The sequence below is a fragment of the Virgibacillus flavescens genome (assembly GCF_050574275.1).
Lineage (GTDB): Bacteria > Bacillota > Bacilli > Bacillales > Amphibacillaceae > Virgibacillus_F > Virgibacillus_F flavescens.
Genome location: NZ_CP192260.1, coordinates 599,214 through 621,969, shown reverse-complemented (window position 1 = coordinate 621,969; position 22,756 = coordinate 599,214). Strand labels below are relative to the sequence as shown.

Below are 22,756 nucleotides of genomic sequence, written 5' to 3'. Positions count from 1 at the left end.
TAATTATATGGAGGGGTAGCGAAGTGGCTAAACGCGGCGGACTGTAAATCCGCTCCCTCAGGGTTCGGCAGTTCGAATCTGCCCCCCTCCACCACTATATAATTGGGCTATAGCCAAGCGGTAAGGCAGCAGGTTTTGATCCTGTCATCCCCAGGTTCGAATCCTGGTAGCCCAGCCATTATTACTTTTATTGATAACGTTGTATCAACTATACCACGGTAAATACGTGGTTTTTGTATTTTTACGAACCATTTAGATTTAGGTTTTGTTTACAAATGTATAGTAGAACTTTCTTTCATACGAGCCATTAGCTCAGTTGGTAGAGCATCTGACTTTTAATCAGAGGGTCGAAGGTTCGAATCCTTCATGGCTCATTTTAATGATATTTCTAGCATTGAGACATAATACATAGTATAATTCAAGTAAACAAGGTCGTTATGAATATAACTAACCTTGTTTATTTGCATTTTGCGCTATTTTTTTACATAATAGATAGAGTAAATTTATTATCTAAATTAAAATAAAAACTTATTATATATTGATACACAAAAGGATGATTTTGTATGAATACTTCTAGAATTCCTGGCTTTTATAATATGTCTGTAGAAAACCGCAGAACCTTTCTTGCTGAAAAGGCTGGTTTTACGGAAGAAGAAACAGCACATTTACTATCTGCAAATCCGTTATCACTTGATACAGCAGATAATATGATAGAAAACGTGGTAGGAACCTATCAATTGCCACTTGGATTAGGATTAAACTTTCTTATAAACGGGAAAGAATATGCAGTACCGATGGCAATTGAGGAACCATCTGTTGTGGCATCTGCAAGTTATATTGCGAAAATCATTCGCAATGCTGGTGGGTTTACAACAGAAGCTACAGACAGGATTATGATTGGTCAGATTCAAGTAGTTGGATGTGCTGATTTTAATCAAGCTAAGGATACACTGCTGCACGAAAAGGATATGCTTTTAGAGGGTGCAAATGCAGCATACCCGAGTATCGTCGCTAGAGGTGGCGGAGCGCAGGATTTAGAAGTACGCATACTAAATGATGACTCAGGCTCAAAGTATGGCCAGATGCTTGTATTACACCTGTATATTGATACGTGTGATGCAATGGGAGCAAATATTATCAATACAATGGTGGAAGCACTTGCGCCAGTGGTTGAGGATTTAACAAAAGGTAAGGTGTATTTGCGGATTTTGTCTAATTTAGCAGATAGATGCCTCGCGCGGTCAAAATGTGTTATACCACCGGAATTGCTTGAAACAGGCAATTATAGTGGTGAAGAGGTACGTGATGGAGTGGTGCACGCCTATGAGTTTGCAGCTTCTGATCCGTATCGTGCGGTTACGCATAACAAGGGGATTATGAATGGAATTGATCCAATTGTCATTGCTACAGGGAATGACTGGCGAGCAGTTGAAGCGGGAGCGCATGCGTATGCAGCTCGTTTTGGAAAATATAGCTCGATGACAGAATGGTATGTGGATGAGAAAGGCAACCTTGTTGGAGAACTTGAGTTACCTATGTCTGTAGGTACAGTCGGTGGTTCGATTCGCGTACACCCAATTTCTCAACTTGCACATAAGATATTAGACGTGGATTCCGCTCAGGAACTAGCACAGGTTATCGTATCTGTAGGTCTAGCGCAAAACCTAGGCGCATTAAAGGCTTTAGTTACGGATGGTATTCAAAAAGGACACATGGCTTTACATTCTCGTTCTGTTGCTATGGCAGCAGGTGCTAAAGGAGAGCTGATTGATATCATTGCTGAACAATTAATAAATGAAAAAGAAATCCGTGTAGGGAAAGCTAAAGAATTGGTGGAAAAGAGTAAAAAATGAGTGTAGAGAAAGCAACAACTTCAGAACAAACAGCTATAGGTATAGCTCATAGTAAGTTGATTTTAATTGGTGAACATGCGGTTGTACACGGACAACCAGCGATAGCTATTCCATTCCCATTAATCGGGATTGAGGCTTTAGTCGAAAATGTACCAGGAACAGTTAAGATTGACAGTACGTTTTATCATGGGCCGATAGAAAAGGCGCCGGATAGCCTGGATGGTTTAGTTAACTGTATTAAAGCTACACTGAATCACCTGGAAATGCCTAAGTCTGATCTTTTGATTCGAATTAAATCGTCCATCCCGCCAGGTAAGGGTCTTGGGTCCAGTGCATCGGTGGCGATTGCCGTAATCAGGTCCTTATTTGCGTATGAAGATAATAAGTTAACAGATGAGACATTATTGATGTTGGCTAATATATCAGAAACGTATGCACATGGAGCACCAAGTGGGATTGACACACTAACGATTACTTCTGAATCACCAGTTTGGTATGAAAAAGATTTACCTTTCCATTTTATCAAGCCTAAATCTGACTTTCACTTTGTTGTAGCTGATTCGGGACGTAAAGGTGATACTAGATTAGCAGTTGAATCTGTTGCAGAGTTACTTAAATCTGCTCCGAGAAGAATTCAAGCAAGTCTGGATCGAATTGGTGACATAACTCATCAGGCCAGAAGAGCTCTTGAGAAAGCTAGTAAGCAGCTATTGGGCAAGACGTTAAATGAAGCACAAAAGGAACTGGAAGCGCTTGGTGTCAGTGATGCCGGTTTAAACAGACTTATTTATGTAGCTCGTCAGGAAGGCGCACTTGGCGCTAAATTGACTGGTGGAGGAAATGGCGGATGCATTATCGCTTTAGCACGAAACGAAGCTCATTCCAGACATCTTTGTGAGAAATTAAAAGGTTTTGGAGCGCATGCAGTTTGGCCATTCGTCTTAAATAAACAAAAGTAGCAAAAGTTCATAGAAATGGGGATTATGGATGAAAGCAACGGCTAAGGCACATACAAACATTGCCTTAATTAAATATTGGGGAAAGCGCGATGAGTCGTTGATTTTACCAATGAATAGTAGTTTATCCTTAACGTTAGATGCTTTTTATACAGAAACAACCGTTACATTTAACGATAGTTTAACCGAAGATGTATTTATACTGGACGAAGAAAAAATTGAAGGTGAGCAGTATACGAAAGTATCGACATTCCTTGACTTAATTCGGAACTTTGCAGATAGACAAGGGCTATATGCTGAGGTTCGTTCAACAAATGCGGTACCAACGGCAGCAGGATTTGCGTCATCAGCTTCAGGGTTCGCAGCACTTGCAGCGGCAGCAACGCGTGCGCTTGGCTTACAGGTTGACGAGTCAACCTTATCCCGGTTAACACGCCAAGGATCAGGGTCTGCGTGCCGTTCCGTCTATGGGGGATTTGTCGAATGGGAAAAAGGAAGCGAAGTCGATGGTTCTGATTCGTATGCTGTCCCTGTTGCACCAAAAGATCACTGGGATGTTCGCGTGGCAGCTGTTGTTTTATCATCTAAGATGAAAAAAGTATCAAGCCGTGTCGGTATGCGGCGAACTGTAGAAACATCGCCTTTTTACACAGGTTGGGTTGATACGATTCCAACGGACCTTGGACGAATAAAAGAAGCCATTCAAGAACGGGATTTTAAGAGATTGGGCGAAATTGCTGAAGCAAATTGTCAAAAAATGCACGCGACAACGTTAGGAGCTAACCCTCCGTTCACGTATTGGCACGATACAACGATGACCGTTATGCAAACCGTACAGGCATTACGTGATAAAGGTGTTCCAGCCTATTTCACCATTGATGCAGGTCCGAACGTGAAAGTACTCTACCAGCCAGAGAATGAAGACTTTATAGAAGAAACACTCCGCCAAATACCTGGTGTATCCAATGTGATTTTAAGCCGTTCCGGTCAAGGGATCACCTATCAATAGGAGTTGAAACAAATGGCGAATTCAAGCATGACCATAAAGGTTCCGGGGAAGCTCATGATTGCTGGGGAATATGCCATATTAGAAGCCTATAAGCGATCAATAGTAATGGCTGTTGATCGTTTTGTTTATGCCAAAATTACGACGAGTAGTGAAAAACGCATATCCTTACCAAAATTAAACCTCGATCAGCTGCCATGGGAATTAACGAATAACCAAATACATATTGTAACAGTTGATAAACGGATAAATTTCGTTGAAAATGCAATGAACGTAGCGTACACCTACATAACCGAAAAGGGAACGTCGTTTAAGAATTTTGACCTGACCATTACTAGTGAACTGGACGATGAATCAGGAATTAAATACGGACTAGGTTCTAGTGCAGCAGTTGTTACAGCAACGATTAAAGCAATTCTGGAAAAACATGAAGTACAATGCCGTAAGCTTACTCTCTTTAAGCTAGCGGCAATAGCGCATGTTCAGTCACAGGGAAGCGGTTCAGGTGCTGATGTTGCGGCATCGTCATTTGGTGGAATGGTAGCCTATACATCTTTTCAAGCAGACTGGTTACTGGAAGCGATCAAAAGTAAAGCATCCATAACAGAAGTCATGAAAATGGACTGGCCGTATTTTTCTGTTAAGCCGGTTTCTTTACCAGATGATATTCAAATGATCATTGGCTGGACAGGTAATCCCGCTTCGACAAAAGATTTTATTAAAAAAATCAACTTACTAAAAGCTCATCAATCCGATCTATATACTGAGTTTCTTAACCAGTCGGATGCGGCTGTTGAGGACATTATACAGGGAATAGAAGCGGGTAATACCTATCAGATATTGAGCGGCATCACCTCTAACAGAAAAGCGTTAGCAATGTTAGGGAAACATGCAAAAGCTGATATTGAAACCCCGCTACTTAAAGCACTATCAGATATAGCTGAAATGCACGGAGGTGCTGGGAAACCTTCCGGAGCTGGTGGAGGAGATTGCGGGATTGCATTTTTACCTGATAATGAAAAAGCAGAACGTATTAGGAATGAATGGAAAAACACTGGTATAAAACATCTATTATTAAGCATAAATTCTGATGGTGCAAAAGCAAGTACATTCTCGTAAATGAGAAAAGTACTTGTTTTTTTTTTTTTATTATAATCAAGTTAATTATCTAAAAATAATAATAAGTTACAACTTTTTACTATTAATTTATTCGTTAGTAAAACTGTAAGAATGTGAAGGGGGAATTGATTTGAAAAAGGGGTATAAATTAATTGTTTTACTAAGCATTATGGTGTTCATCGTTGGTTGTACCAAAATGGAACCCAAAGAAGATGATGGTTTAGTATCGTTGCAGGAATACAACCAACTTGAAAGCAGTATGCCGTTTGACGAAGTAATTGAATTACTGGGAGCACCTGCACCTGAAGAAGGAGAAGAGCAGGTTAGTAAAGAAGAAGTTGCGTACACAGAAGATGAAACATACATATGGGAAGGTGTCGCTCCTGATTCTTTCATTGGTTTGACCTTTAAGAATAGAATGCTATCACATAAAATGCAAAAAGGATTGGAATAGGTGCTGAATGAATGATTAGAAGCTGATAAATAACCTAGTCGGTAAAACCGGCAAGACTCCCTCCTTAACTCAAATGGTATAAATAGACATAATTATGTCTAGTTGAGTCAACTATAGTTTTATCGTTAAACTATAGAATAGAGGAGGTTACAACGATGAAGAAAAATATTTCGATTATTGGAGTACCAATGCATTTAGGACAGCCTCGCCCAGGAACTGATTTAGGTCCTGATGCTATCCGTCATGCTGGAGCTGTTGAAAAATTAAAGCGTTTACAACATGATGTGGAAGACTTAGGTGATATAAAAATTGACTCAACTACAGGTGAAGAACAACGTGAGGATAACTTGTTAAACCTGCAGTCAATTATTGATGCATCGAACATTCTTGCTAAAAAGGCAGATGACGTTGTGGCATCGAAGCGATTCCCATTACTATTTGGTGGGGATCACAGCATGGCAATTGGAAGTCTTGCTGGGATTAGTAAGCATTATGAAAACTTAGGCGTAATCTGGTATGACGCACATGGTGACTTAAATGATAGTGCCACGTCACCGTCAGGAAATATCCATGGAATGCCACTTGCGGCAAGCTTAGGTATTGGTCACAAGAAACTTACATCTGTTCATGGAGATGGGCCAAAAATTAAGCCGGAGAATTTAGTAATAATCGGAGCGCGTGATCTGGACCCTGGAGAGAAGAAATTAATTAAAGACCGGGGGATTAAAGTTTATTCGATGCGCGAAATCGATGAACTGGGTATGGAAACGGTTATTAAAGAAACGCTTGCATACTTGAAAGATCGAACCGACGGAATTCATTTAAGCCTGGACCTTGATGGACTTGACCCAAGTGAAACACCGGGAGTTGGCACACCAGTAGTAGGTGGACCTTCTTATCGTGAAACGCGTCATGCGCTGGAATTACTGCACGATGCGGATGTGCTTACTTCTGCCGAATTTGTTGAAGTAAATCCATTGCTTGATGATAAAAACAAAACCGGCATTGTTGCTGCCAATTTAATCAGTGCCTTGTTTGGTGAAACGTTAAAATAAATTAAAAAATAGTCTTTACATTTAAAATGTATCGGCGTAATATAATGAGCATCTTAATCTAAATAAAACGCTTAATTTCTTGTATTATGAAAGCGGGGGACCCATTCAAGGCAGGTACTCTGGGGTGAATCCATTCATTGGTAGGGTATCTCTTTTATCCGAATCCGACAGCTTACCCCGCAAGCGTAAAAAAGAGGAGAAATGTTGCTCATTAACTGAAAAGCCACAGAGCATTCTCTGTGGTTTTTTGGTACATTATCTAATCCTCCTAATCTGGAAATACGAGGAGAAATAATTAACATGAAAAATCATAGAAAACTTTTAAAGTTACAACCACCACAATTTATCGTACTCGTATTTCTGGCATTTATTGGACTCGGCACACTATTGTTAAAGTTACCTTTCTCAACAACAGAAACTATCAGATGGGTGGATGCTTTGTTTACCAGTACTTCAGCAATGACGGTAACAGGTCTAGCCGTTGTAGACACAGACACAGCATTTACATTATTTGGCGAGTTAGTTATATTACTTCTGATTCAAACCGGCGGACTAGGAATAATGACCTTTGCGGTACTCATTTTTCTTATGCTTGGAAAGAAAATAGGTTTTAAACAAAGGTTGATTATTCAGCAGGCGTTAAACCAATCAAACCCTGGTGGAATAGTTCGCTTAGTTAAACAGCTGCTGTATTTTTCGCTAATAATTGAAGCGGTTGGCGCCATTGTGCTGGCAGTAAGGTGGGTGCCTGAATTTGGATGGGGCCGTGGGATATACGTTAGTATCTTTCATTCTGTATCAGCATTTAATAATGCAGGTTTTTCTGTGTGGTCAGACAGCATGTCCGGATATGTAGGAGATCCAATCGTAAATATCGTTATTAGTATCTTATTTATTATCGGTGGAATTGGATTTACAGTGCTGAATGATTTGTATGTTAATCGCAAGTTTAAAAAACTTTCGCTTCATACACAGCTCATGCTAATTGGTACTTTAGTCATTAATGTTGTAGCCATGTTATTTATTTTTATTTTTGAATTTAATAATCCCGGAACACTTGGTTCGCTTTCATTGAGCGATAAGATTTATGCATCCTACTTTCAGGCTGTGACTACAAGAACGGCTGGATTTAATTCAGTCGATATTGGAGCGTTAGAGGAACCAACTAGTATATTTATGTTGTTATTAATGTTTATTGGAGCGGGTAGTGCTTCTACTGGTGGAGGAATAAAGCTGACTACCTTTTTAATTATTATCTTTACAGTTGGTGCCTTTTTGAAAGGAAACAAAGAAATTGTAGTCCGACATCGCAGAATTGAATTTAATTTGGTGGTAAAGGCATTAGCTATTTTAACAATTAGTATTTCATTTGTTTTTGTCTCTATATTGATACTTAGTATAACGGAACGAATGCCGGTATTACCAATTGCATTTGAAGTCTTTTCTGCTTTTGGAACAGTAGGCTTATCGATGGGTCTGACAAGTATATTAACCGATTTAGGTAAATGTATAATCGTTCTTGTCATGTTTTTTGGAAAGCTTGGGCCATTAACTTTAGCATTCTCGCTTGCTAAGAAACATATTGAAAAGATCCGTTATCCAAGTGAAGATGTATTAGCGGGGTAGTAGGAAAAGAGACAGTGATTTCCAAAACTGGATTCACTGTCTCTATTATGTATGTTTATCGGATAGTTGTTATGAAGCGTTTTTAATCGTTTTTTCATATTTGTTTAATAGCGAGTCTAATCGCTTACTGGTTTTAACAACAATTTCAGAAGTATAGCCATGGGAGTGACTTAAAAGAATCATTTCTTTGCGACATTGCTCGATTTTTTGTAATAAATTGCAATTATCCACAAAACCTTCCCCCATTCTAGTATAATGTATTTAAGAAATACCCATATTTTTGAAAATATAAACCTAAAAAAATATTTTTTATAGATGAAACCTTTTATGGTGTTGATACGTAACATAAATACCGCATGAAAAGCGGAGGTACTTGCGATGGACTTAATGATAAAAGAGAAAATAAAACAAGTTAAAAAAGGTGATCAAGCTGCATTTGAGGATGTGGTCACTTTTTATCAGCATAAAATTTACCAGCATTGCTATCGAATGTTAGGTAATGCACACGAGGCGGAGGATATAGCACAGGAGGCTTTTATTCGGGCATATATAAATATTGATTCGTATGATTTAAACCGAAAATTTTCAACATGGTTGTACCGCATTGCAACTAATTTGACCATTGATCGAGTACGAAAACGTAAGCCGGACTACTATCTCGATGCAGAGGTGAAGGGTTCTGACGGGCTCAATATGTACTCACAATTGGAATCGGATAATTTATTGCCGGAAGAAGAAGTAGAGAATCTTGAACTGAAGAGCTATATACATCAAGAAATATCAGAGCTGCCACCTAAGTATCGTTCGATTATTATTTTGCGATATTTAGAGGAGTTTTCCCTGCAGGAAATAAGTGACATCTTAGATATACCTCTTGGAACTGTTAAAACGAGGATACACAGAGGAAGGGAAGCTCTACGGAAAAAGCTTCGTCACGTGTAAAGGAGTGTGAACGAAAGTGAAATGTAATAAAGAAGCGATTATGCTTATGCATAAATATTTAGACGGTGGTTTAAGCAAAGCAGAGGAAACAGTTTTGCGAGAACATCTCGAGGGATGTGAAGATTGTCAAAACCATTTTCACGAACTTAAGCGTACCATCACCTGGGTTCAAAGTGCGGAAAAAATAGCTGCACCTGAGAATTTTACGAAAAGCGTTATGGATAAGTTACCTAAGGAGAAGAAAAGAGTCAGCTATAAGCGTTGGTTTAAGGCACATCCTGTTATTACCGCTGCGGCTATTTTCTTTATTTTCATGTTCAGCAGTATCTTTTCTTCATGGAATCAAAGCAGTGAACTAGTAGTTTCCAAGCAGGAGAACTTAGTTATTGATGGCGATACAGTCATTGTACCTGAGGGTGTTACTGTAGCGGGAGATTTATTGGTTAAAAACGGAAATCTAAAAATTGAAGGTACTGTTGAAGGAGATGTTACGTTAATCAACGGTAACCTAATCGACGATTCGATTGATAATGGTGGATTAATGGCTTCAGCTGGAGAAATCAACGGAGAATTTGAAAAAGTTGACCAGGTATTCGAGTGGATATGGTATTATTTAAAAGGATTTTTTGAAGCTATATTTTCACTTGGCCAAATCACTATTAATTAAAGGCATAACTATAGTTTAAAAGTCTTCTGTTTTTCAGAAGGCTTTTATTTATGGTCTTCCAATAAGGAATATTTCTGGGAATAGATTCCTGAAAATGTTAAAATTAAAGAATGTAAAAAATAATGACGATTCGTTTAGGGCATGTAAGCAAGTATAGAAGTTTAGAGCTAATGCCGGTATAAGTAAAACTTAATCGTAGAGTTATAAAATCACACCGTTATTACTAATATGTACAACTGTAGAATATGATATAATTATAAACGTTACATAAACAGAAAACATGAGAACCTATGGACAGAAGGATGTGTGAACAACATGTTTGATGGGGGATTTGACTTATTAGACCTCTTGCGTATCGGCGTAGATATAACTCTTGTCTGGTACTTATTATATAAACTGATTATGCTTATCCGCGGTACAAAAGCAATTCAGTTACTTAAAGGAATCGTAGTTATTCTGCTCGTATGGATAATTAGTGTTGTCTTTAATTTACAAACCATCTACTGGTTAACGGATTATGCCATTCAATGGGGATTTGTAGTAATTATTATTTTATTTCAGCCAGAGTTGAGACGTGCCTTGGAACAGCTGGGGCGTGGCAACATATTCTCTAGAAATTCAAAATCAGAAGAAGAAATATTAGAACAGTCGATCGAAGCATTTATACATTCATGCGGATATATGGCAAAACGTCGCATTGGTGCACTGATCACGATTGAAAGGGAAACAGGAATTGGCGACTATGCAGAAACAGGTATTCCTATTACCGGTAAGCTCACACATCAATTATTAACAAATATTTTCACACCGAATACTCCTCTTCACGATGGAGCAGTTATTATTCGAGGCGAAGAAATTGTTGCGGCAGCTTGTTATTTGCCGCTGTCAGAAAGTCCTTTTATTTCCAAGGAACTTGGAACGAGACATCGTGCCGCAATGGGAATTAGTGAAGTTACCGATGCGCTGACGATTATTGTCTCTGAAGAAACTGGAAGTATATCTTGTACAAAAAATGGAGAATTGCATCGCGATTTAACATTGGAAAAATTGAGAGAATTACTGAAAAATAATCTTTCATTGTCTCTGAAGTCCCCTGACGCATCTAAGTCATGGAAATGGAGGGGGAAGAAGAATGGATAAATGGTTTAAAAGTAAATGGTTTGTTCGCATTATCTCACTAGCGTTTGCCGTTTTACTGTATGTATTTGTATCGTTGGATGTGAATGATAATCAGTCTGAAAGCCAGTCGAGACTCCCGGGCAATGATGGTGATGACATTGAAACGATTGAAAATTATCCACTTGGCCTTCAAATTAATGAAGACAAGTATGTAGTTAGTGGAGTTCCTGAAACTGTAACTGTTCAGCTTCAGGGAAATCAAGGAGTTCTGGTTCCTGCTGTTCGACAGCAAGGATTTAAAGTAACTGCTGATCTGGAAGGATTAGGCGCAGGGGAACATACAATTGAACTCGAATCTTCTAATGTACCTAACAATTTAGATGTTTATATTGAACCGAAAGAAATAGATGTGGTTATTGAAGAAAAGGCATCAGAAGAATTCAGTGTAAATATTGATTTTATAAATACGAATAAACTTCCTGACGGATATGAAATCGGGTCCTCTGAAGTTGAGCCAAAAACAGTAACAATTATAAGTTCAAAAGAAATGATTGATCGAATCGCTATTGTAAAAGTTTTTGTGGATGTAGCTAATCTGGAACAATCGATTGATAGTCGAGAGGTGCCAGTCAACGTCTATGACAGCCAAGGTAACCAGCTGGACGTTTCTATAATCGAACCGAAGACAGTGGTGGTTTCAGCAGAATTGTTGAATCCCAGCAAAACCGTTCCAGTAGAAGTCCAAACTTCAGGCGAATTACCTGAAGATTATACACTTTCCTCTATAAGCTCAACAGTAGAGGAACTGAAAGTGTTTGCTACAAATGATGTGCTGGATTCAATCGAACAGGTTTCTACAGAAGAAATCAATTTATCCGATATTACAGAGTCACAGACTATCAAAGCAAAACTTGCTTTGCCAGATGGTGCACGTGTTCCTAGTACGGAAACTATTGAAGTTAAGGTTGAGTTAGAACGAAAACGGACCATTAAAGATATAACAGTAGATGTGGAGAATTTAAATGATGGACAAGAAGTATCATTTATTGAACCTGATGACGCTACGATGAGCGTAACAGTTGCTGGATCAGAAAAGGACATAAGCGATTTAACAGCGGAAGACATTCAATTAACAGCTGATGTTGAAGGTCTTGAAGAAGGCGAACATCAAGTGCCGATAATTATTCAAGGACCAGAAAATGTACAGGTCGTACCAGAGGTAAAAGAAGTGACAATTGAAATTACGTAGATCTTTCCATAAACAATAGATGAAATTCGGGATATACGGAATTAAAAGGAGATGTAATACATGGGTAAATATTTTGGTACAGATGGTGTCCGGGGAGTAGCAAATACAGAACTAACACCAGAATTAGCATTTAAACTTGGGCGTTTTGGAGGATATGTTTTAACAAAAGAAACGAAGAAACCTAAGATATTGATTGGCCGGGATACTAGAATTTCCGGACCTATGCTTGAAGGTGCACTAGTTGCCGGACTATTATCAATCGGGGCCGAAGTTATGCGTCTCGGAGTCATTTCTACACCCGGTGTCGCCTATTTAACAAAAGCAACTAAAGCCGAGGCTGGTGTTATGATTTCTGCTTCACACAATCCGGTTGAGGACAATGGAATAAAGTTTTTCGGTCCAGATGGTTTTAAATTAACAGATGCACAAGAAGAGGAAATTGAACAATTGATTGACGGAGAAGACCAGATCATTCGTCCTGTTGGGGATGAAGTAGGACAAGTTAGTGATTACTTTGAAGGCGGTCAAAAATATATTTCTTTCTTAAAAGGAACTGTTGATAATGAATTCGAAGGAATGCAAATTGCATTAGACTGTGCACATGGTTCAACTTCAAGTCTTGCATCTCACTTGTTTGCAGATCTGGAAGCTGATATTTTTACAATTGGCAGCTCTCCAGACGGGCTGAACATAAATGAGGGTGTCGGCTCTACACACCCGGAAACGCTTCAGGCATTTGTAGCAGAAAAAGGTGCGGATATTGGACTTGCTTTTGATGGAGACGGAGATCGCGTACTTGCAGTTGATGAAAAAGGAAACCTAGTCGACGGTGACCAAATCATGTATATCTGTGGTAAATATATGAACGGAAAAGGCGTATTGCGTCATAATACGGTTGTATCAACGGTTATGAGTAACCTTGGATTCTATAAAGCATTAGAAGAGAATGGTATGCGCAGTGATAAAACGGCAGTCGGAGATCGTTATGTCATGGAAGAAATGCGTAAAGGCGGATACAACCTTGGTGGAGAACAATCCGGCCACATTATCTTCCTTGATTACATCACAACGGGTGATGGATTATTAACAGCATTACAACTCGTAAACGTCTTAAAAGAAACAGGCAAACCTTTATCAGAATTAGCTTCTGAGATGGAAGTTTTCCCACAGGTACTGAAAAACGTTCGAGTTACAGATAAAAAAAGCGCCTTAACCAATCCTAAAATTCTAGATTCAATTGATGAGGTTGAGAAGGAAATGAATGGTCAAGGACGTGTACTAGTTCGTCCATCAGGCACTGAGCCACTTGTTCGTGTAATGGTCGAAGCACCAACCAAAGAGGACTGTGAACGTTACGCAGACCGCGTAGTTGCTGTAATTGATGATTTATTAGGAATGAAGTAATAGATATGGGAACTGCTCTCTTTGTGAGGGCAGTTTTTTTAGTTTGGGGTTTGTGTTGGCTGGAAGTTCGTTCACTACCAGCCGAAGCGGGGAGAATACATGCCAGATAAGGCCAAATACAGTCCACCACAGCCGAAATACAGTCCGGGCGGGAGCTTACAGTCGGGTTTTCATTAAATACAAGCCGAAGCGGAGGAAATACAATCCAGATCAGGCCAAATACAGTCCACCGCAGCTGAAATACCGTCCGAGCGGGAATTTACAGTCGGGTTTTCATTAAATACAAGCCGAAGCGGAGGAAATACAATCCAGATCAGGCCAAATACAGTCCACCGCAGCCGAAATACCGTCCGAGCGGGAATTTACAGTCGGGCTTTCATTAAATACAAGCCGAAGCGGAGGAAATACAATCCAGATCAGGCCAAATACAGTCCACCGCAGCCGAAATACCGTCCGAGCGGGAATTTACAGTCGGGCTTTCATTAAATACAAGCCGAAGCGGAGGAAATACAATCCAGATCAGGCCAAATACAGTCCACCACAGCCGAAATACAGTACGGACGGGAATTTACAGTCGGGTTTTCATTAAATACAAGCCTCCATGAAATATTCATATTTTACCTTCCGCATAAGTAGAATATAAGATATACTACTAATTAACTTCAGCGTATGTAAAACATCATAGAAAAATATATTTTAGGGGGATGAAGATGATAAATTTTCCGAAACCAGGTGTGGAGCAATTTTTTCGTGTGTACGCCATTACTAATTTTGCTGTAAGTGAGGATGAGAATCGCCTTATTTTTAATGCGAATCTAAATGGTAAGATGAATTTGTGGGCGATGGACTTACCGGATACCTTTCCGTATCTTTTTGCGCACCAGGAGCAGTTAAGCAGCTTTATTCAAATTGATCCTGCTAATCGCTTTGTCCTGTCAGGTTTTGACCAGGATGGTGATGAGAATCAGAAAATCTATGCATTGCCTGGAGAAGGAGGACTGCCGCAGCCTCTTATCACGGGAGAGGAAGATGAAAAGTTTTTTCTTTCCCATTTAAGTGAAGATGGAAAACGTGCGTACTACATGACATCTAAAGGAAATGACTCGTTTTTAAATACACACGTGCGTAATTTAGATGATGAAACTGATCAGCTAATCCATACGGGGAAAGATGGGCTAACTGAACTTGCTGCTGTATCGAAGAGCGAAGCGGGATTTGTATACCTCCAGTCCTTTGCAAATACATATGTAGCAGGTTTTGTGAAAACTGATGGGGAGGAATATAGCCTTACTCCAGATCCTGAAAAGATTCATGTTACATTTGACCCGATATTTGCTGACGATCATACGATATACTTCGCGACTGATTACGAGAGTGAGTACAGCTATGTAGCAAAATTTGATCTGCAGACAAAACAATTTTCTGCTGTTTACAATTTTGATCAGATGAGTGTCAAAACGTTAAAGTATAATAAAGATCAGCATGCACTCTATGTCCTTCTGGAAAACGGTGTAAAAGATGAATTATATCGTTTGGACTTGGAAAACGAAAATACAGAAAGGCTAACAATGCCGATTGATGTGATAAATCAGTTGAATGTTACAAAATCAGGCTCCCTTTTCGTATTAGGTATCAGCGCTACGGTCCCGCCAAATATCTATCAATCTAAAGATGGCTTGAGCTGGAATAGATTAACGAACAACACTGTATTAGGTATTGAACAGGAAGAAATGATTGAGCCGGAAGTCGTATCATATGAATCTTTTGACGGCATGGAAATAGAAGCATTACTGTTTAACGCGCATCCAGATCGTGCTAATGGTCATACTATTTTCTGGCCGCACGGTGGTCCGCAAGCAGCAGAAAGAAAGACATTCAGATCTATGTTCCAATGTTTCTTGAATCGTGGTTACAATGTATTTGCCCCTAATTTCCGAGGCAGCACTGGATATGGAGCAGAATTCGTAAAGATGGTTGAACAGGATTGGGGAGAAGGTCCAAGGCTTGATTGTGTAGCCGGAATCGAATGGTTGTTTGAAAAAGGTATTACCGATCGAGATAAACTATTCCTTGTTGGCGGCAGCTATGGCGGTTATATGACGCTATTACTGCATGGACGTCATCCTGAATACTTTAAAGCGTGTGTCGATATTTTCGGACCATCTGACTTGTTCACGTTTGTCAGTTCTGTGCCACCGCATTGGAAGCCGATCATGGATCGCTGGATAGGAGATCCTGAACGTGACAAGGAACGTTTTACCCGCGATTCTCCAGTCACCTATCTGGATTCCATGACAAAGCCTATGCTAGTTATTCAGGGGGCAAAGGATCCACGAGTTGTGAAGGCAGAGTCTGATCAGATTGTTGCTAAGCTTCGTGAAAAGGGACGAGACGTGGAGTATATGGTGCTGGAAGATGAAGGTCACGGCTTTCAGAAAAAAGAAAATGAAATCACCACTTACACAAGGATGATTGATTTCTTAGATAAACATAAGTAGTACAAGAAAGCAGGTTAACCAATTACATGGTATGCCTGCTTTCTTTATTTCAAACTGCTATCATCTAATTAACCCAATGATTGAACGTTTTATTTTGAACGAACATACACTTATAATAATAATCGCAAATAATAATTGACCAAACAATTCGATATCGGTTATTATATAACATAGTGTACTTAGTAGTACCTTTAGTCAAAAATAGAAAGGAGCATTCGAAGTTATATAGTGTCAAAAGCGCCTGAACTATTCACAGAGACGGCTCACAATGAATAGTTGACGAGGAGGAGGGTTATCGATCTTTTCGGCGGATACCTCCCGATTGCACATCTCAATCGTTATGCTTTATTCATAAACCAGCAAGGTGACTTGCTGCCCAAATGGATAGAGTGAGATGAAACGAACCATTAATAAAACACGAGAAAGGGGCAGTACAGCGCCCCAATTAACATATAGAGGTCGTTGCTGCCCCTTCCGTACGAGGAGGATACACAATTATGTGTGGAATAGTAGGTTATATTGGACAGAACGATACAAAAGAAATCTTATTAAATGGACTGGAAAAATTAGAATATCGCGGGTATGACTCCGCTGGAATTGCTATGCTGAATGATGATGGAATGAATCTTTTTAAAGTTAAAGGACGAATTGCAGCACTACGGGATCGTGTAGATACATCAACACATGCCACAATGGGAATTGGCCACACACGGTGGGCAACTCATGGGGTGCCAAGTGTTGAAAATGCGCATCCACACCAAAGCACAACGGGTCGCTTTACAATCGTCCATAATGGCGTTATCGAGAATTATAAAGACTTAAAGAAGAGCCATCTTCAAGATGTTGATTTCGTAAGTGAGACAGATACAGAGGTAATTGTTCACTTAGTTGAGAAGCTTTTTGCAGAATATGAAGATACGGCTAAAGCGTTTCGTGAAACAGTAAGCCTGTTAAAGGGTTCTTATGCACTTGGACTGATCGATCGTGAAAACGAAGACACCATCTTTGTTGCAAAAAATAAAAGCCCATTATTGATTGGCTTAGGCGATGGATTTAACGTTGTCGCAAGTGACGCAATGGCTACCCTTAAAGAAACAGACCAGTATCTTGAAATCCATGACAAAGAAGTAGTTCTGGTTAATCGCAACTTCGTTGAAATCCAAAAACTTGATGGTACGGGTGTAACGCGTAAACCTTTCAAAGCACAGATTGATGTAAGTGATACCGAAAAAGGTACGTACCCACACTTCATGCTGAAAGAAATCGATGAGCAGCCATTTGTTATGCGTCGCATCATTAAAGAATATCAGGATGAAAACAACGAATTGAAGCTTGATAACGATGTACGCGAAGCAATGAAAGAATGCGACCGTATCTACATCATTGCATGTGGAACAAGTTATCATGCAGGATTAGTTGGAAAGCATTTCATTGAAAAATTAGCAAACATTCCAGTCGAAGTTCACGTGGCAAGTGAATTTTCCTATAACATGCCGTTACTATCAGAAAAACCATTATTTGTGTTCATTTCACAAAGTGGAGAAACAGCTGACAGCAGATCGGTATTAGTAAGAATTAAAGAAAAGGGATATAAAGCACTTACGATTACAAACGTGCCAGGATCCACCCTTTCTCGTGAAGCAGATTACACATTAAACCTTTATGCTGGACCAGAGATTGCTGTTGCATCAACGAAAGCATACACAGCACAAATCGCTGTTCTTGCAATATTGGCGGTTGATTCAGCTAGAGCAAAAGGAATTGCGCTCGACTTTGATCCAATGCAAGAGCTGGCCATTGCTGCAAATGCAATGGAAGTTCTGACAGACCAAAAGGAAACATTTGAAGATCTTGCAACAAATTATTTGGAAACAACACGTAACGCATTCTTCATCGGACGTAGCGTTGATTATTATGTTTGTCTAGAAGGGTCATTGAAACTTAAAGAAATTTCCTATATTCAAGCTGAAGGATTTGCTGGTGGAGAATTAAAGCACGGCACAATCGCTTTAATTGAAGAAGGTACTCCAGTGATTGCACTTGCAACACAAGAGGATGTAAATTATCCAATCCGCAGCAACGTGCAGGAAGTAGTTTCACGTGGCGCTAATGCATTGGTAGTAAGTATGCGTGGACTTGAACAAGACGATGATGCATTTGTCTTACCAAAAGTTCATGAACTATTAACTCCACTTGCATCGGTAGTTCCATTACAGCTATTAGCTTATTACGCTGCCTTGCATCGTGATTGTGACGTTGATAAGCCAAGGAATTTGGCAAAAAGCGTAACGGTGGAATAGGTAATTGTAAACAAACTAGAAATAAATAAGATCTCAAAAGCCAGTAATAGCCCATTCATGCTATTACTGGCTTTTGTCTTTTTATGAAGTTTGTTCATTACTTTAACAAAGTACTTTGAAAAGTAGTAAGTTGTTGTCTCCCTTAAACTCTTTTTTACAATCTGTAACTCACTCTTACAATCTTTAACAGAGTTTTGCAATGAAGGAGAAGCAGATGACAGCATTTTATGTAACCTGAATCAGAATCGGGAGCGTACCAACGGTACGCCATCTCGGTTCTTTTTTGTTTGAAGAAGGCGTGAGAAAATGCCTGAAAAAGCAAGCGGGAGTAAGAGAGATAAGGTGTGAGGATAAAGGTTGGTAGGAAGAAAACGGTGTTAAAAAGCATGAGAAAAGGCATGAAAAATCCCTTTCCTTTCTCCTCAATCCTTAACCCTATTCTGTAAAACTTAGTTACAATTTCGGATCAGTAAATGCGTGAATTTCACCTGATTTCTGTAAGAAATTGCGGTTTTCTTTGTAAAACATAGTTTCAGATTGGAAGGGTGGAAAAAGGGTGTGAGAGTAAGTGGGGTAAGGGATTGTGGGGGATGGGGTGGTTTTGTAAAACTAAGAAACAAAGGCACATAGTAGAGAAAAGGAATAAGGATAAAGGTTTAAGGTAAATAAAACAAGATGATGATCCAGAAAATAACTTTATAAGGTTGAAAGTTGTTTGTTCTGAACAGATTCCATCTATGATAAGATTAGTTTATCAAAATTTACCAAATAATAAGTGGTGATCAAAGTATGACAAATGAAGGTATAGATTTATATGGGGATTGTGTGGATGCTTTTGATGCAAGCCCAACCGTATTGATTGAAATGTTGCGTAGAAGAAGTAGTATAGAAAATATGATTCATGAGCTAACAATTAACCAAAAAAATAAGTTGATAAGCTACGATCTGAAACTGATAGAAAATGCAAAACAGATGACTGAACATATTGGTAAGAATTTCGACTTCTCTTTATCAGAGGAACCATTAACTGAATGGTGGTGGCATTTAGATAAGGTGGCAAGTGGAAAAATTGAATTTTATTTATCTCCAACGATCGAACCTGATAAGGACAATATCAACAAGTAATAGAAAAAGCGGGTGAAAAGAGCGAGTATAGAAGGAGAAAAAAGCATGGGTGAAAACGTGAGAGAATCCCAAAAATAGTTTGCTTTATCTTAAACCTTACCTTTACTCTGGAACATTATTATTATTATTACAAAATCAATTGGAGGGACAAGGTAGAAGGGAGGGAGGAGGAAATTAGAAATCAGTGTTTATCTAATCAAAAATAAAGCCAAATTAGAAAAGTGAAAAATTTTGTTGACAATAGTCAATATTTGTTATATATTACAAGTACACTTTTTTAATACCCTTTTGAAATTTTTTACTTTTTGTTTTTAATATTTTTTTTACTATATAGCGAATATAAGGCTGTTTTACTTAGATTTACATTTTTTGCAGATTAATATTTTCGTTGTTCGATTTTAAGGAGAAAGTGTGCCTTAAAGCAAATATCGAATAGGAAACTTTTCTGTATGTATGTAATGCTAAGTAAATCAGTCTTTTTGTGTTTTCTAAATTACCTATATTGGTATAAAACAATTAAATCTGAGAACAGAAAAACGTAAAAAATTACAGAAGCGGAGGAAAAGGAAATGGAAAATTTGGATAGAAATAAGTACGCAGGGAAAATTAAGGTGAATACGGATAGAAATTCGAGAGAACTTTATTTACACCAAAAGGAAGCGTTGCAAGCATTAGATAAGACGATATCAGATGATAAAATTAAGAGGTTTTCTGGGTTATTAGTGTTACCAACAGGTGGGGGGAAAACGCTAACTGCTGTACAGTGGATACTTAGAAATATTATAAATGAAAAAAAGAAGGTTCTTTGGATTGCTCATAGGCATGAATTGTTAGAACAAGCCTTATCAGCGGTGAAAAAGAATTCTTCCTCAAATTTGATTAATAAAAGAAAGGAGTTTAATTACAGAATAATATCTGGTAAACATGATAAACCTGCGAATATAAAGAAAGCAGATGATTTTATTATTGCGAGTAAAGATAGCTTATGGAGAAATTTAGATCATTTGGTGACAAATTGGTTGAATTACCATGAAGACGTATTTCTTGTTATAGATGAAGCCCATCATGCGACAGCAAAAACTTACAGAAAGATAATAGAGGTAATTGATAAAAACACTAATAAATTCAGAACGTTAGGTTTAACAGCAACTCCTTTTAGAACCGCAATAGAGGAAAAGGGATTATTGAAAAGGATCTTTAAAGATGACATTGTATACCAGGTAGGATTAAAAACTTTAATCAGTAGAGGAATCCTCTCAGAGCCGATTTTTAAAGAATTGAAGACCTATGTAAATATGGGAGTTGAATTAAGTGAAGAAGAAATTAAAAATATTGAAGCGTTAGATAGTATTCCTAAAGACATTGCAAGACACATAGCACAAAACAAGGTTAGAAATAACAGAATTATTCAGGAGTATATTGATAACAAAAGTGATTATGGAAAATTACTTGTTTTTGCAGTTAATAAAATCCATGCGATTGAGTTGAACAAACTATTTAATGATAAGGGGATAAAATCTGAATATGTTGTTAGTAATGATTTAGATATTGTAGATGATAGTGGATTATCCAAGCAAAACAGAGAAGTTATAGAAAACTATCGGAATAATGAATACGATGTACTGATAAATGTTAATATACTCACAGAAGGAACAGACATACCAGATATTCAAACAGTTTTCCTAACAAGACCAACCACATCAGATATATTGGCTACTCAAATGACAGGCAGAGCTTTAAGAGGGGCCAAGGCAGGTGGAACTAAAAAAGCCTATATTGTAAGTTTTGAAGATAGTTGGCGAAATAAGATTGCATGGGTTAATCCGAAAAAATTATACGAAGGTTTAGGTGTTTGGAATGAATCTACTAATAGTAGTGTAAAAAAACCAAGGCTTATCCCACTAAAGAAAATAGAAGAATTCATTAAAATCACTGATGATTCTGTTGACACTAATGAATTGGAAAAGATGGATTTTATTAAAACAGTTCCAGTAGGCTTTTATTCATTTTCATTATCAGTTCCTTCAGAAAATGAGGAAGTAGCACAAAGAAATTGTGAGGTACTGGTTTATGAAGACACGCAAAAAGCATATCAAACTTTAATGAAATTATTACCTCGTAGTTTTGAATCGGATGAACTAAAAAGCGTCAAGTATTTAGAAGAAGAGGATTTTGATTTATTAAATCAAAGCACTATTAATGAATTTTTAAATGATTTAGAAACGGTTCCGAGCTATATATTTGAGGATCTAAGGGATATCATAAGATACTTTGCTTTAAATCGTGTCGAACCTCCATTTTTAAAGTTTGATGATAGAGATAAATATGATATTACAAATGTTGCCCAATATATTTACGATAACGAATTAGGAGGTCAAAAAAAGAAAGAATATGTAGGTAGACTTTGGAATCGAGAAGGCTTCTTTAAAGTGTACTTTAACTATAATAAACTCCATTATAGGAAATGTATAGATAATGAAATCTTAAAGTTAGAAGAACCTGATATATATGTAGCATAAAGACAAATTAGGTTTCTCCAATGAATTAATACTTTGACGTAAAAATGATTGAGGTTTGGGTGAGAAAGAATGTTGATTAAGGGATCGGATAGCGTACCATTACAATATTGATTTTAAAAATGCAAAGAATCTTCCCAATCAAAGTCGGAAGATTTTTGCGTTTATTAATATACCACGCCAAAATGCTCACTGGCACAAGAATGGCAAGTGTTGCTATCGAAGCGGTGTTCTACTGCAACCTTTTTCTCGCAGAATTGGCACTTTCGATATTGCCTCTTTCTGGAGGTAATCGTCTTCATAAGTAATTCAAGAATCATCTCTTGCTGTTTCTCTTTACTTATTGATTGTAATTTCTCCCATGATAATGAATGTTTTTTATATACACCTGGTAATGGAGATGGCATATATCCATCCCATTGTGTTGCCTCATATTCAAGTTCCAGTCCTTCATCAGTTGGTTGAATATAAACTTCTGGTTCATCAGCAAACCCCTCTAACTTATAATATTGGGAGAAGTCCATTACCTTCTCTTTATCGTTTATTAAATTGTGATCATATAGTAAGCAAATCCATTCAAGAGCATTAGTTTCTAATGATTTCATATGGTTCGATCCTTTTAACGTAATTGTACTACTATTATAGCCTCCTCACTTTATTAATAACCTGTGGATAATTATTCCAATAAATTAAAAGGTTAAAATATATAAGGGAAAAATGTATGTGATGTAATTTATTTTTCTTAGAGGAACATTGATTATAACGCAATTGAAAAAATGGTGAATAATGCGGGTAATTATGAGAAAATACATATAACGCAAAAACTATCAAAAGGAGAATAATCAGCATGAAGAAATTTATTAATCT

General features: G+C 38.1%; 18 protein-coding genes, 3 tRNA genes and 1 riboswitch. Of the genes, 19 read left to right on the top strand and 2 right to left on the bottom strand.

Going from position 1 to position 22,756, the window contains the following annotated elements; all coding sequences use genetic code 11:
• Nucleotides 1-9 precede the first annotated feature (9 nt).
• The 10 genes from VBD025_RS03030 (at nt 10) to VBD025_RS02985 (ending at nt 8,069) form a co-directional block, all read left to right on the top strand.
• A tRNA-Tyr gene (locus VBD025_RS03030) sits at nt 10-94 on the top strand.
• Nucleotides 95-103: 9 nt separating this feature from the next.
• A tRNA-Gln gene (locus VBD025_RS03025) sits at nt 104-178 on the top strand.
• 123 nt (nt 179-301) lie between these two features.
• Nucleotides 302-374: transfer RNA gene (locus VBD025_RS03020), tRNA-Lys, on the top strand.
• Between the two features lie 189 nt (nt 375-563).
• Complete coding sequence (locus VBD025_RS03015; protein ID WP_430789193.1) at nt 564-1,853, top strand: hydroxymethylglutaryl-CoA reductase, degradative; 1,290 nt, start codon at nt 564-566, stop codon at nt 1,851-1,853.
• Nucleotides 1,850-2,812 carry a mevalonate kinase gene (mvk, locus tag VBD025_RS03010; protein WP_430789191.1) on the top strand — a complete coding sequence of 321 codons (963 nt, stop codon included), beginning with the start codon at nt 1,850-1,852 and terminating at the stop codon, nt 2,810-2,812. The genes VBD025_RS03015 and mvk overlap by 4 nt, the downstream gene beginning before the upstream one ends.
• Before the next feature lie 28 nt (nt 2,813-2,840).
• A complete protein-coding gene (mvaD, locus tag VBD025_RS03005) occupies nt 2,841-3,818 on the top strand; it encodes a diphosphomevalonate decarboxylase (RefSeq protein WP_430789189.1) in 978 nt (325 codons plus the stop codon).
• Nucleotides 3,819-3,830: 12 nt separating this feature from the next.
• On the top strand, nt 3,831-4,934 hold the full coding sequence (locus tag VBD025_RS03000) for a phosphomevalonate kinase (RefSeq protein WP_430789187.1): 1,104 nt from the start codon (nt 3,831-3,833) through the stop codon (nt 4,932-4,934).
• A gap of 130 nt (nt 4,935-5,064) precedes the next feature.
• Nucleotides 5,065-5,388, top strand: a complete 324-nt coding sequence (locus VBD025_RS02995) for a hypothetical protein (RefSeq protein WP_430789185.1) — start codon at nt 5,065-5,067, stop codon at nt 5,386-5,388.
• A 155-nt stretch (nt 5,389-5,543) separates the two neighbouring features.
• The gene (gene rocF / locus VBD025_RS02990) at nt 5,544-6,443 is read left to right on the top strand and encodes an arginase (protein ID WP_430789183.1); all 900 of its coding nucleotides are present in this window, start codon (nt 5,544-5,546) and stop codon (nt 6,441-6,443) included.
• Between the two features lie 58 nt (nt 6,444-6,501).
• Nucleotides 6,502-6,644: riboswitch (cyclic di-AMP (ydaO/yuaA leader) on the top strand.
• Between the two features lie 99 nt (nt 6,645-6,743).
• Entirely contained in the window at nt 6,744-8,069 is a 1,326-nt protein-coding gene (locus VBD025_RS02985; protein ID WP_430789181.1) for a TrkH family potassium uptake protein, read from the top strand.
• 69 nt (nt 8,070-8,138) lie between these two features.
• On the opposite strand, the gene VBD025_RS02980 is transcribed toward VBD025_RS02985, so the two are convergent.
• Nucleotides 8,139-8,300 (bottom strand): Spo0E family sporulation regulatory protein-aspartic acid phosphatase, encoded by a 162-nt coding sequence (locus VBD025_RS02980; RefSeq protein ID WP_430789179.1) that lies wholly within the window; start codon nt 8,298-8,300, stop codon nt 8,139-8,141.
• A 147-nt stretch (nt 8,301-8,447) separates the two neighbouring features.
• On the opposite strand from VBD025_RS02980, the gene sigW reads away from it, so the two are divergent.
• The 9 genes from sigW to VBD025_RS02935 all read left to right on the top strand — a co-directional run bounded on the left by sigW (nt 8,448) and on the right by VBD025_RS02935 (nt 21,892).
• The gene (sigW, locus tag VBD025_RS02975; protein ID WP_430789177.1) at nt 8,448-9,011 is read left to right on the top strand and encodes an RNA polymerase sigma factor SigW; all 564 of its coding nucleotides are present in this window, start codon (nt 8,448-8,450) and stop codon (nt 9,009-9,011) included.
• A gap of 16 nt (nt 9,012-9,027) precedes the next feature.
• On the top strand, nt 9,028-9,678 hold the full coding sequence (locus tag VBD025_RS02970) for a zf-HC2 domain-containing protein (protein WP_430789175.1): 651 nt from the start codon (nt 9,028-9,030) through the stop codon (nt 9,676-9,678).
• Between the two features lie 315 nt (nt 9,679-9,993).
• Nucleotides 9,994-10,818, top strand: coding sequence for a diadenylate cyclase CdaA (cdaA, locus tag VBD025_RS02965; RefSeq protein ID WP_430791240.1), 825 nt, complete (start codon nt 9,994-9,996; stop codon nt 10,816-10,818).
• Nucleotides 10,811-12,046 (top strand): CdaR family protein, encoded by a 1,236-nt coding sequence (locus VBD025_RS02960; protein WP_430789173.1) that lies wholly within the window; start codon nt 10,811-10,813, stop codon nt 12,044-12,046. The genes cdaA and VBD025_RS02960 overlap by 8 nt, the downstream gene beginning before the upstream one ends.
• 60 nt (nt 12,047-12,106) lie before the next feature.
• Nucleotides 12,107-13,450, top strand: coding sequence for a phosphoglucosamine mutase (gene glmM / locus VBD025_RS02955; protein WP_430789171.1), 1,344 nt, complete (start codon nt 12,107-12,109; stop codon nt 13,448-13,450).
• Nucleotides 13,451-14,160: 710 nt separating this feature from the next.
• Nucleotides 14,161-15,948 carry a S9 family peptidase gene (locus VBD025_RS02950; protein WP_430789169.1) on the top strand — a complete coding sequence of 596 codons (1,788 nt, stop codon included), beginning with the start codon at nt 14,161-14,163 and terminating at the stop codon, nt 15,946-15,948.
• 497 nt (nt 15,949-16,445) lie between these two features.
• The gene (glmS, locus tag VBD025_RS02945) at nt 16,446-18,248 is read left to right on the top strand and encodes a glutamine--fructose-6-phosphate transaminase (isomerizing) (protein ID WP_430789167.1); all 1,803 of its coding nucleotides are present in this window, start codon (nt 16,446-16,448) and stop codon (nt 18,246-18,248) included.
• A 789-nt stretch (nt 18,249-19,037) separates the two neighbouring features.
• Complete coding sequence (locus VBD025_RS02940; RefSeq protein ID WP_430789165.1) at nt 19,038-19,373, top strand: hypothetical protein; 336 nt, start codon at nt 19,038-19,040, stop codon at nt 19,371-19,373.
• 569 nt (nt 19,374-19,942) lie between these two features.
• Entirely contained in the window at nt 19,943-21,892 is a 1,950-nt protein-coding gene (locus VBD025_RS02935; RefSeq protein WP_430789163.1) for a DEAD/DEAH box helicase, read from the top strand.
• Between the two features lie 164 nt (nt 21,893-22,056).
• Here the strand turns inward: VBD025_RS02935 and VBD025_RS02930 are convergent, their stop codons facing one another.
• Nucleotides 22,057-22,494, bottom strand: coding sequence for a hypothetical protein (locus tag VBD025_RS02930; RefSeq protein WP_430789161.1), 438 nt, complete (start codon nt 22,492-22,494; stop codon nt 22,057-22,059).
• Nucleotides 22,495-22,756: the final 262 nt, after the last annotated feature.

What these genes read in the sequence shown, in the direction of transcription:
- rocF (WP_430789183.1), top strand. Translation starts at nt 5,544, where the DNA reads ATGAAGAAAAATATTTCGATTATTGGAGTACCAATGCATTTAGGACAG.
- VBD025_RS03015 (WP_430789193.1), top strand. Translation starts at nt 564, where the DNA reads ATGAATACTTCTAGAATTCCTGGCTTTTATAATATGTCTGTAGAAAAC.
- VBD025_RS02935 (WP_430789163.1), top strand. Translation starts at nt 19,943, where the DNA reads ATGGAAAATTTGGATAGAAATAAGTACGCAGGGAAAATTAAGGTGAAT.
- cdaA (WP_430791240.1), top strand. Translation starts at nt 9,994, where the DNA reads ATGTTTGATGGGGGATTTGACTTATTAGACCTCTTGCGTATCGGCGTA.
- VBD025_RS02940 (WP_430789165.1), top strand. Translation starts at nt 19,038, where the DNA reads ATGACAAATGAAGGTATAGATTTATATGGGGATTGTGTGGATGCTTTT.
- VBD025_RS02985 (WP_430789181.1), top strand. Translation starts at nt 6,744, where the DNA reads ATGAAAAATCATAGAAAACTTTTAAAGTTACAACCACCACAATTTATC.
- VBD025_RS02960 (WP_430789173.1), top strand. Translation starts at nt 10,811, where the DNA reads ATGGATAAATGGTTTAAAAGTAAATGGTTTGTTCGCATTATCTCACTA.
- glmS (WP_430789167.1), top strand. Translation starts at nt 16,446, where the DNA reads ATGTGTGGAATAGTAGGTTATATTGGACAGAACGATACAAAAGAAATC.
- mvaD (WP_430789189.1), top strand. Translation starts at nt 2,841, where the DNA reads ATGAAAGCAACGGCTAAGGCACATACAAACATTGCCTTAATTAAATAT.
- VBD025_RS03000 (WP_430789187.1), top strand. Translation starts at nt 3,831, where the DNA reads ATGGCGAATTCAAGCATGACCATAAAGGTTCCGGGGAAGCTCATGATT.
- VBD025_RS02950 (WP_430789169.1), top strand. Translation starts at nt 14,161, where the DNA reads ATGATAAATTTTCCGAAACCAGGTGTGGAGCAATTTTTTCGTGTGTAC.
- sigW (WP_430789177.1), top strand. Translation starts at nt 8,448, where the DNA reads ATGGACTTAATGATAAAAGAGAAAATAAAACAAGTTAAAAAAGGTGAT.
- mvk (WP_430789191.1), top strand. Translation starts at nt 1,850, where the DNA reads ATGAGTGTAGAGAAAGCAACAACTTCAGAACAAACAGCTATAGGTATA.
- VBD025_RS02930 (WP_430789161.1), bottom strand. Translation starts at nt 22,494, where the DNA reads ATGAAATCATTAGAAACTAATGCTCTTGAATGGATTTGCTTACTATAT.
- glmM (WP_430789171.1), top strand. Translation starts at nt 12,107, where the DNA reads ATGGGTAAATATTTTGGTACAGATGGTGTCCGGGGAGTAGCAAATACA.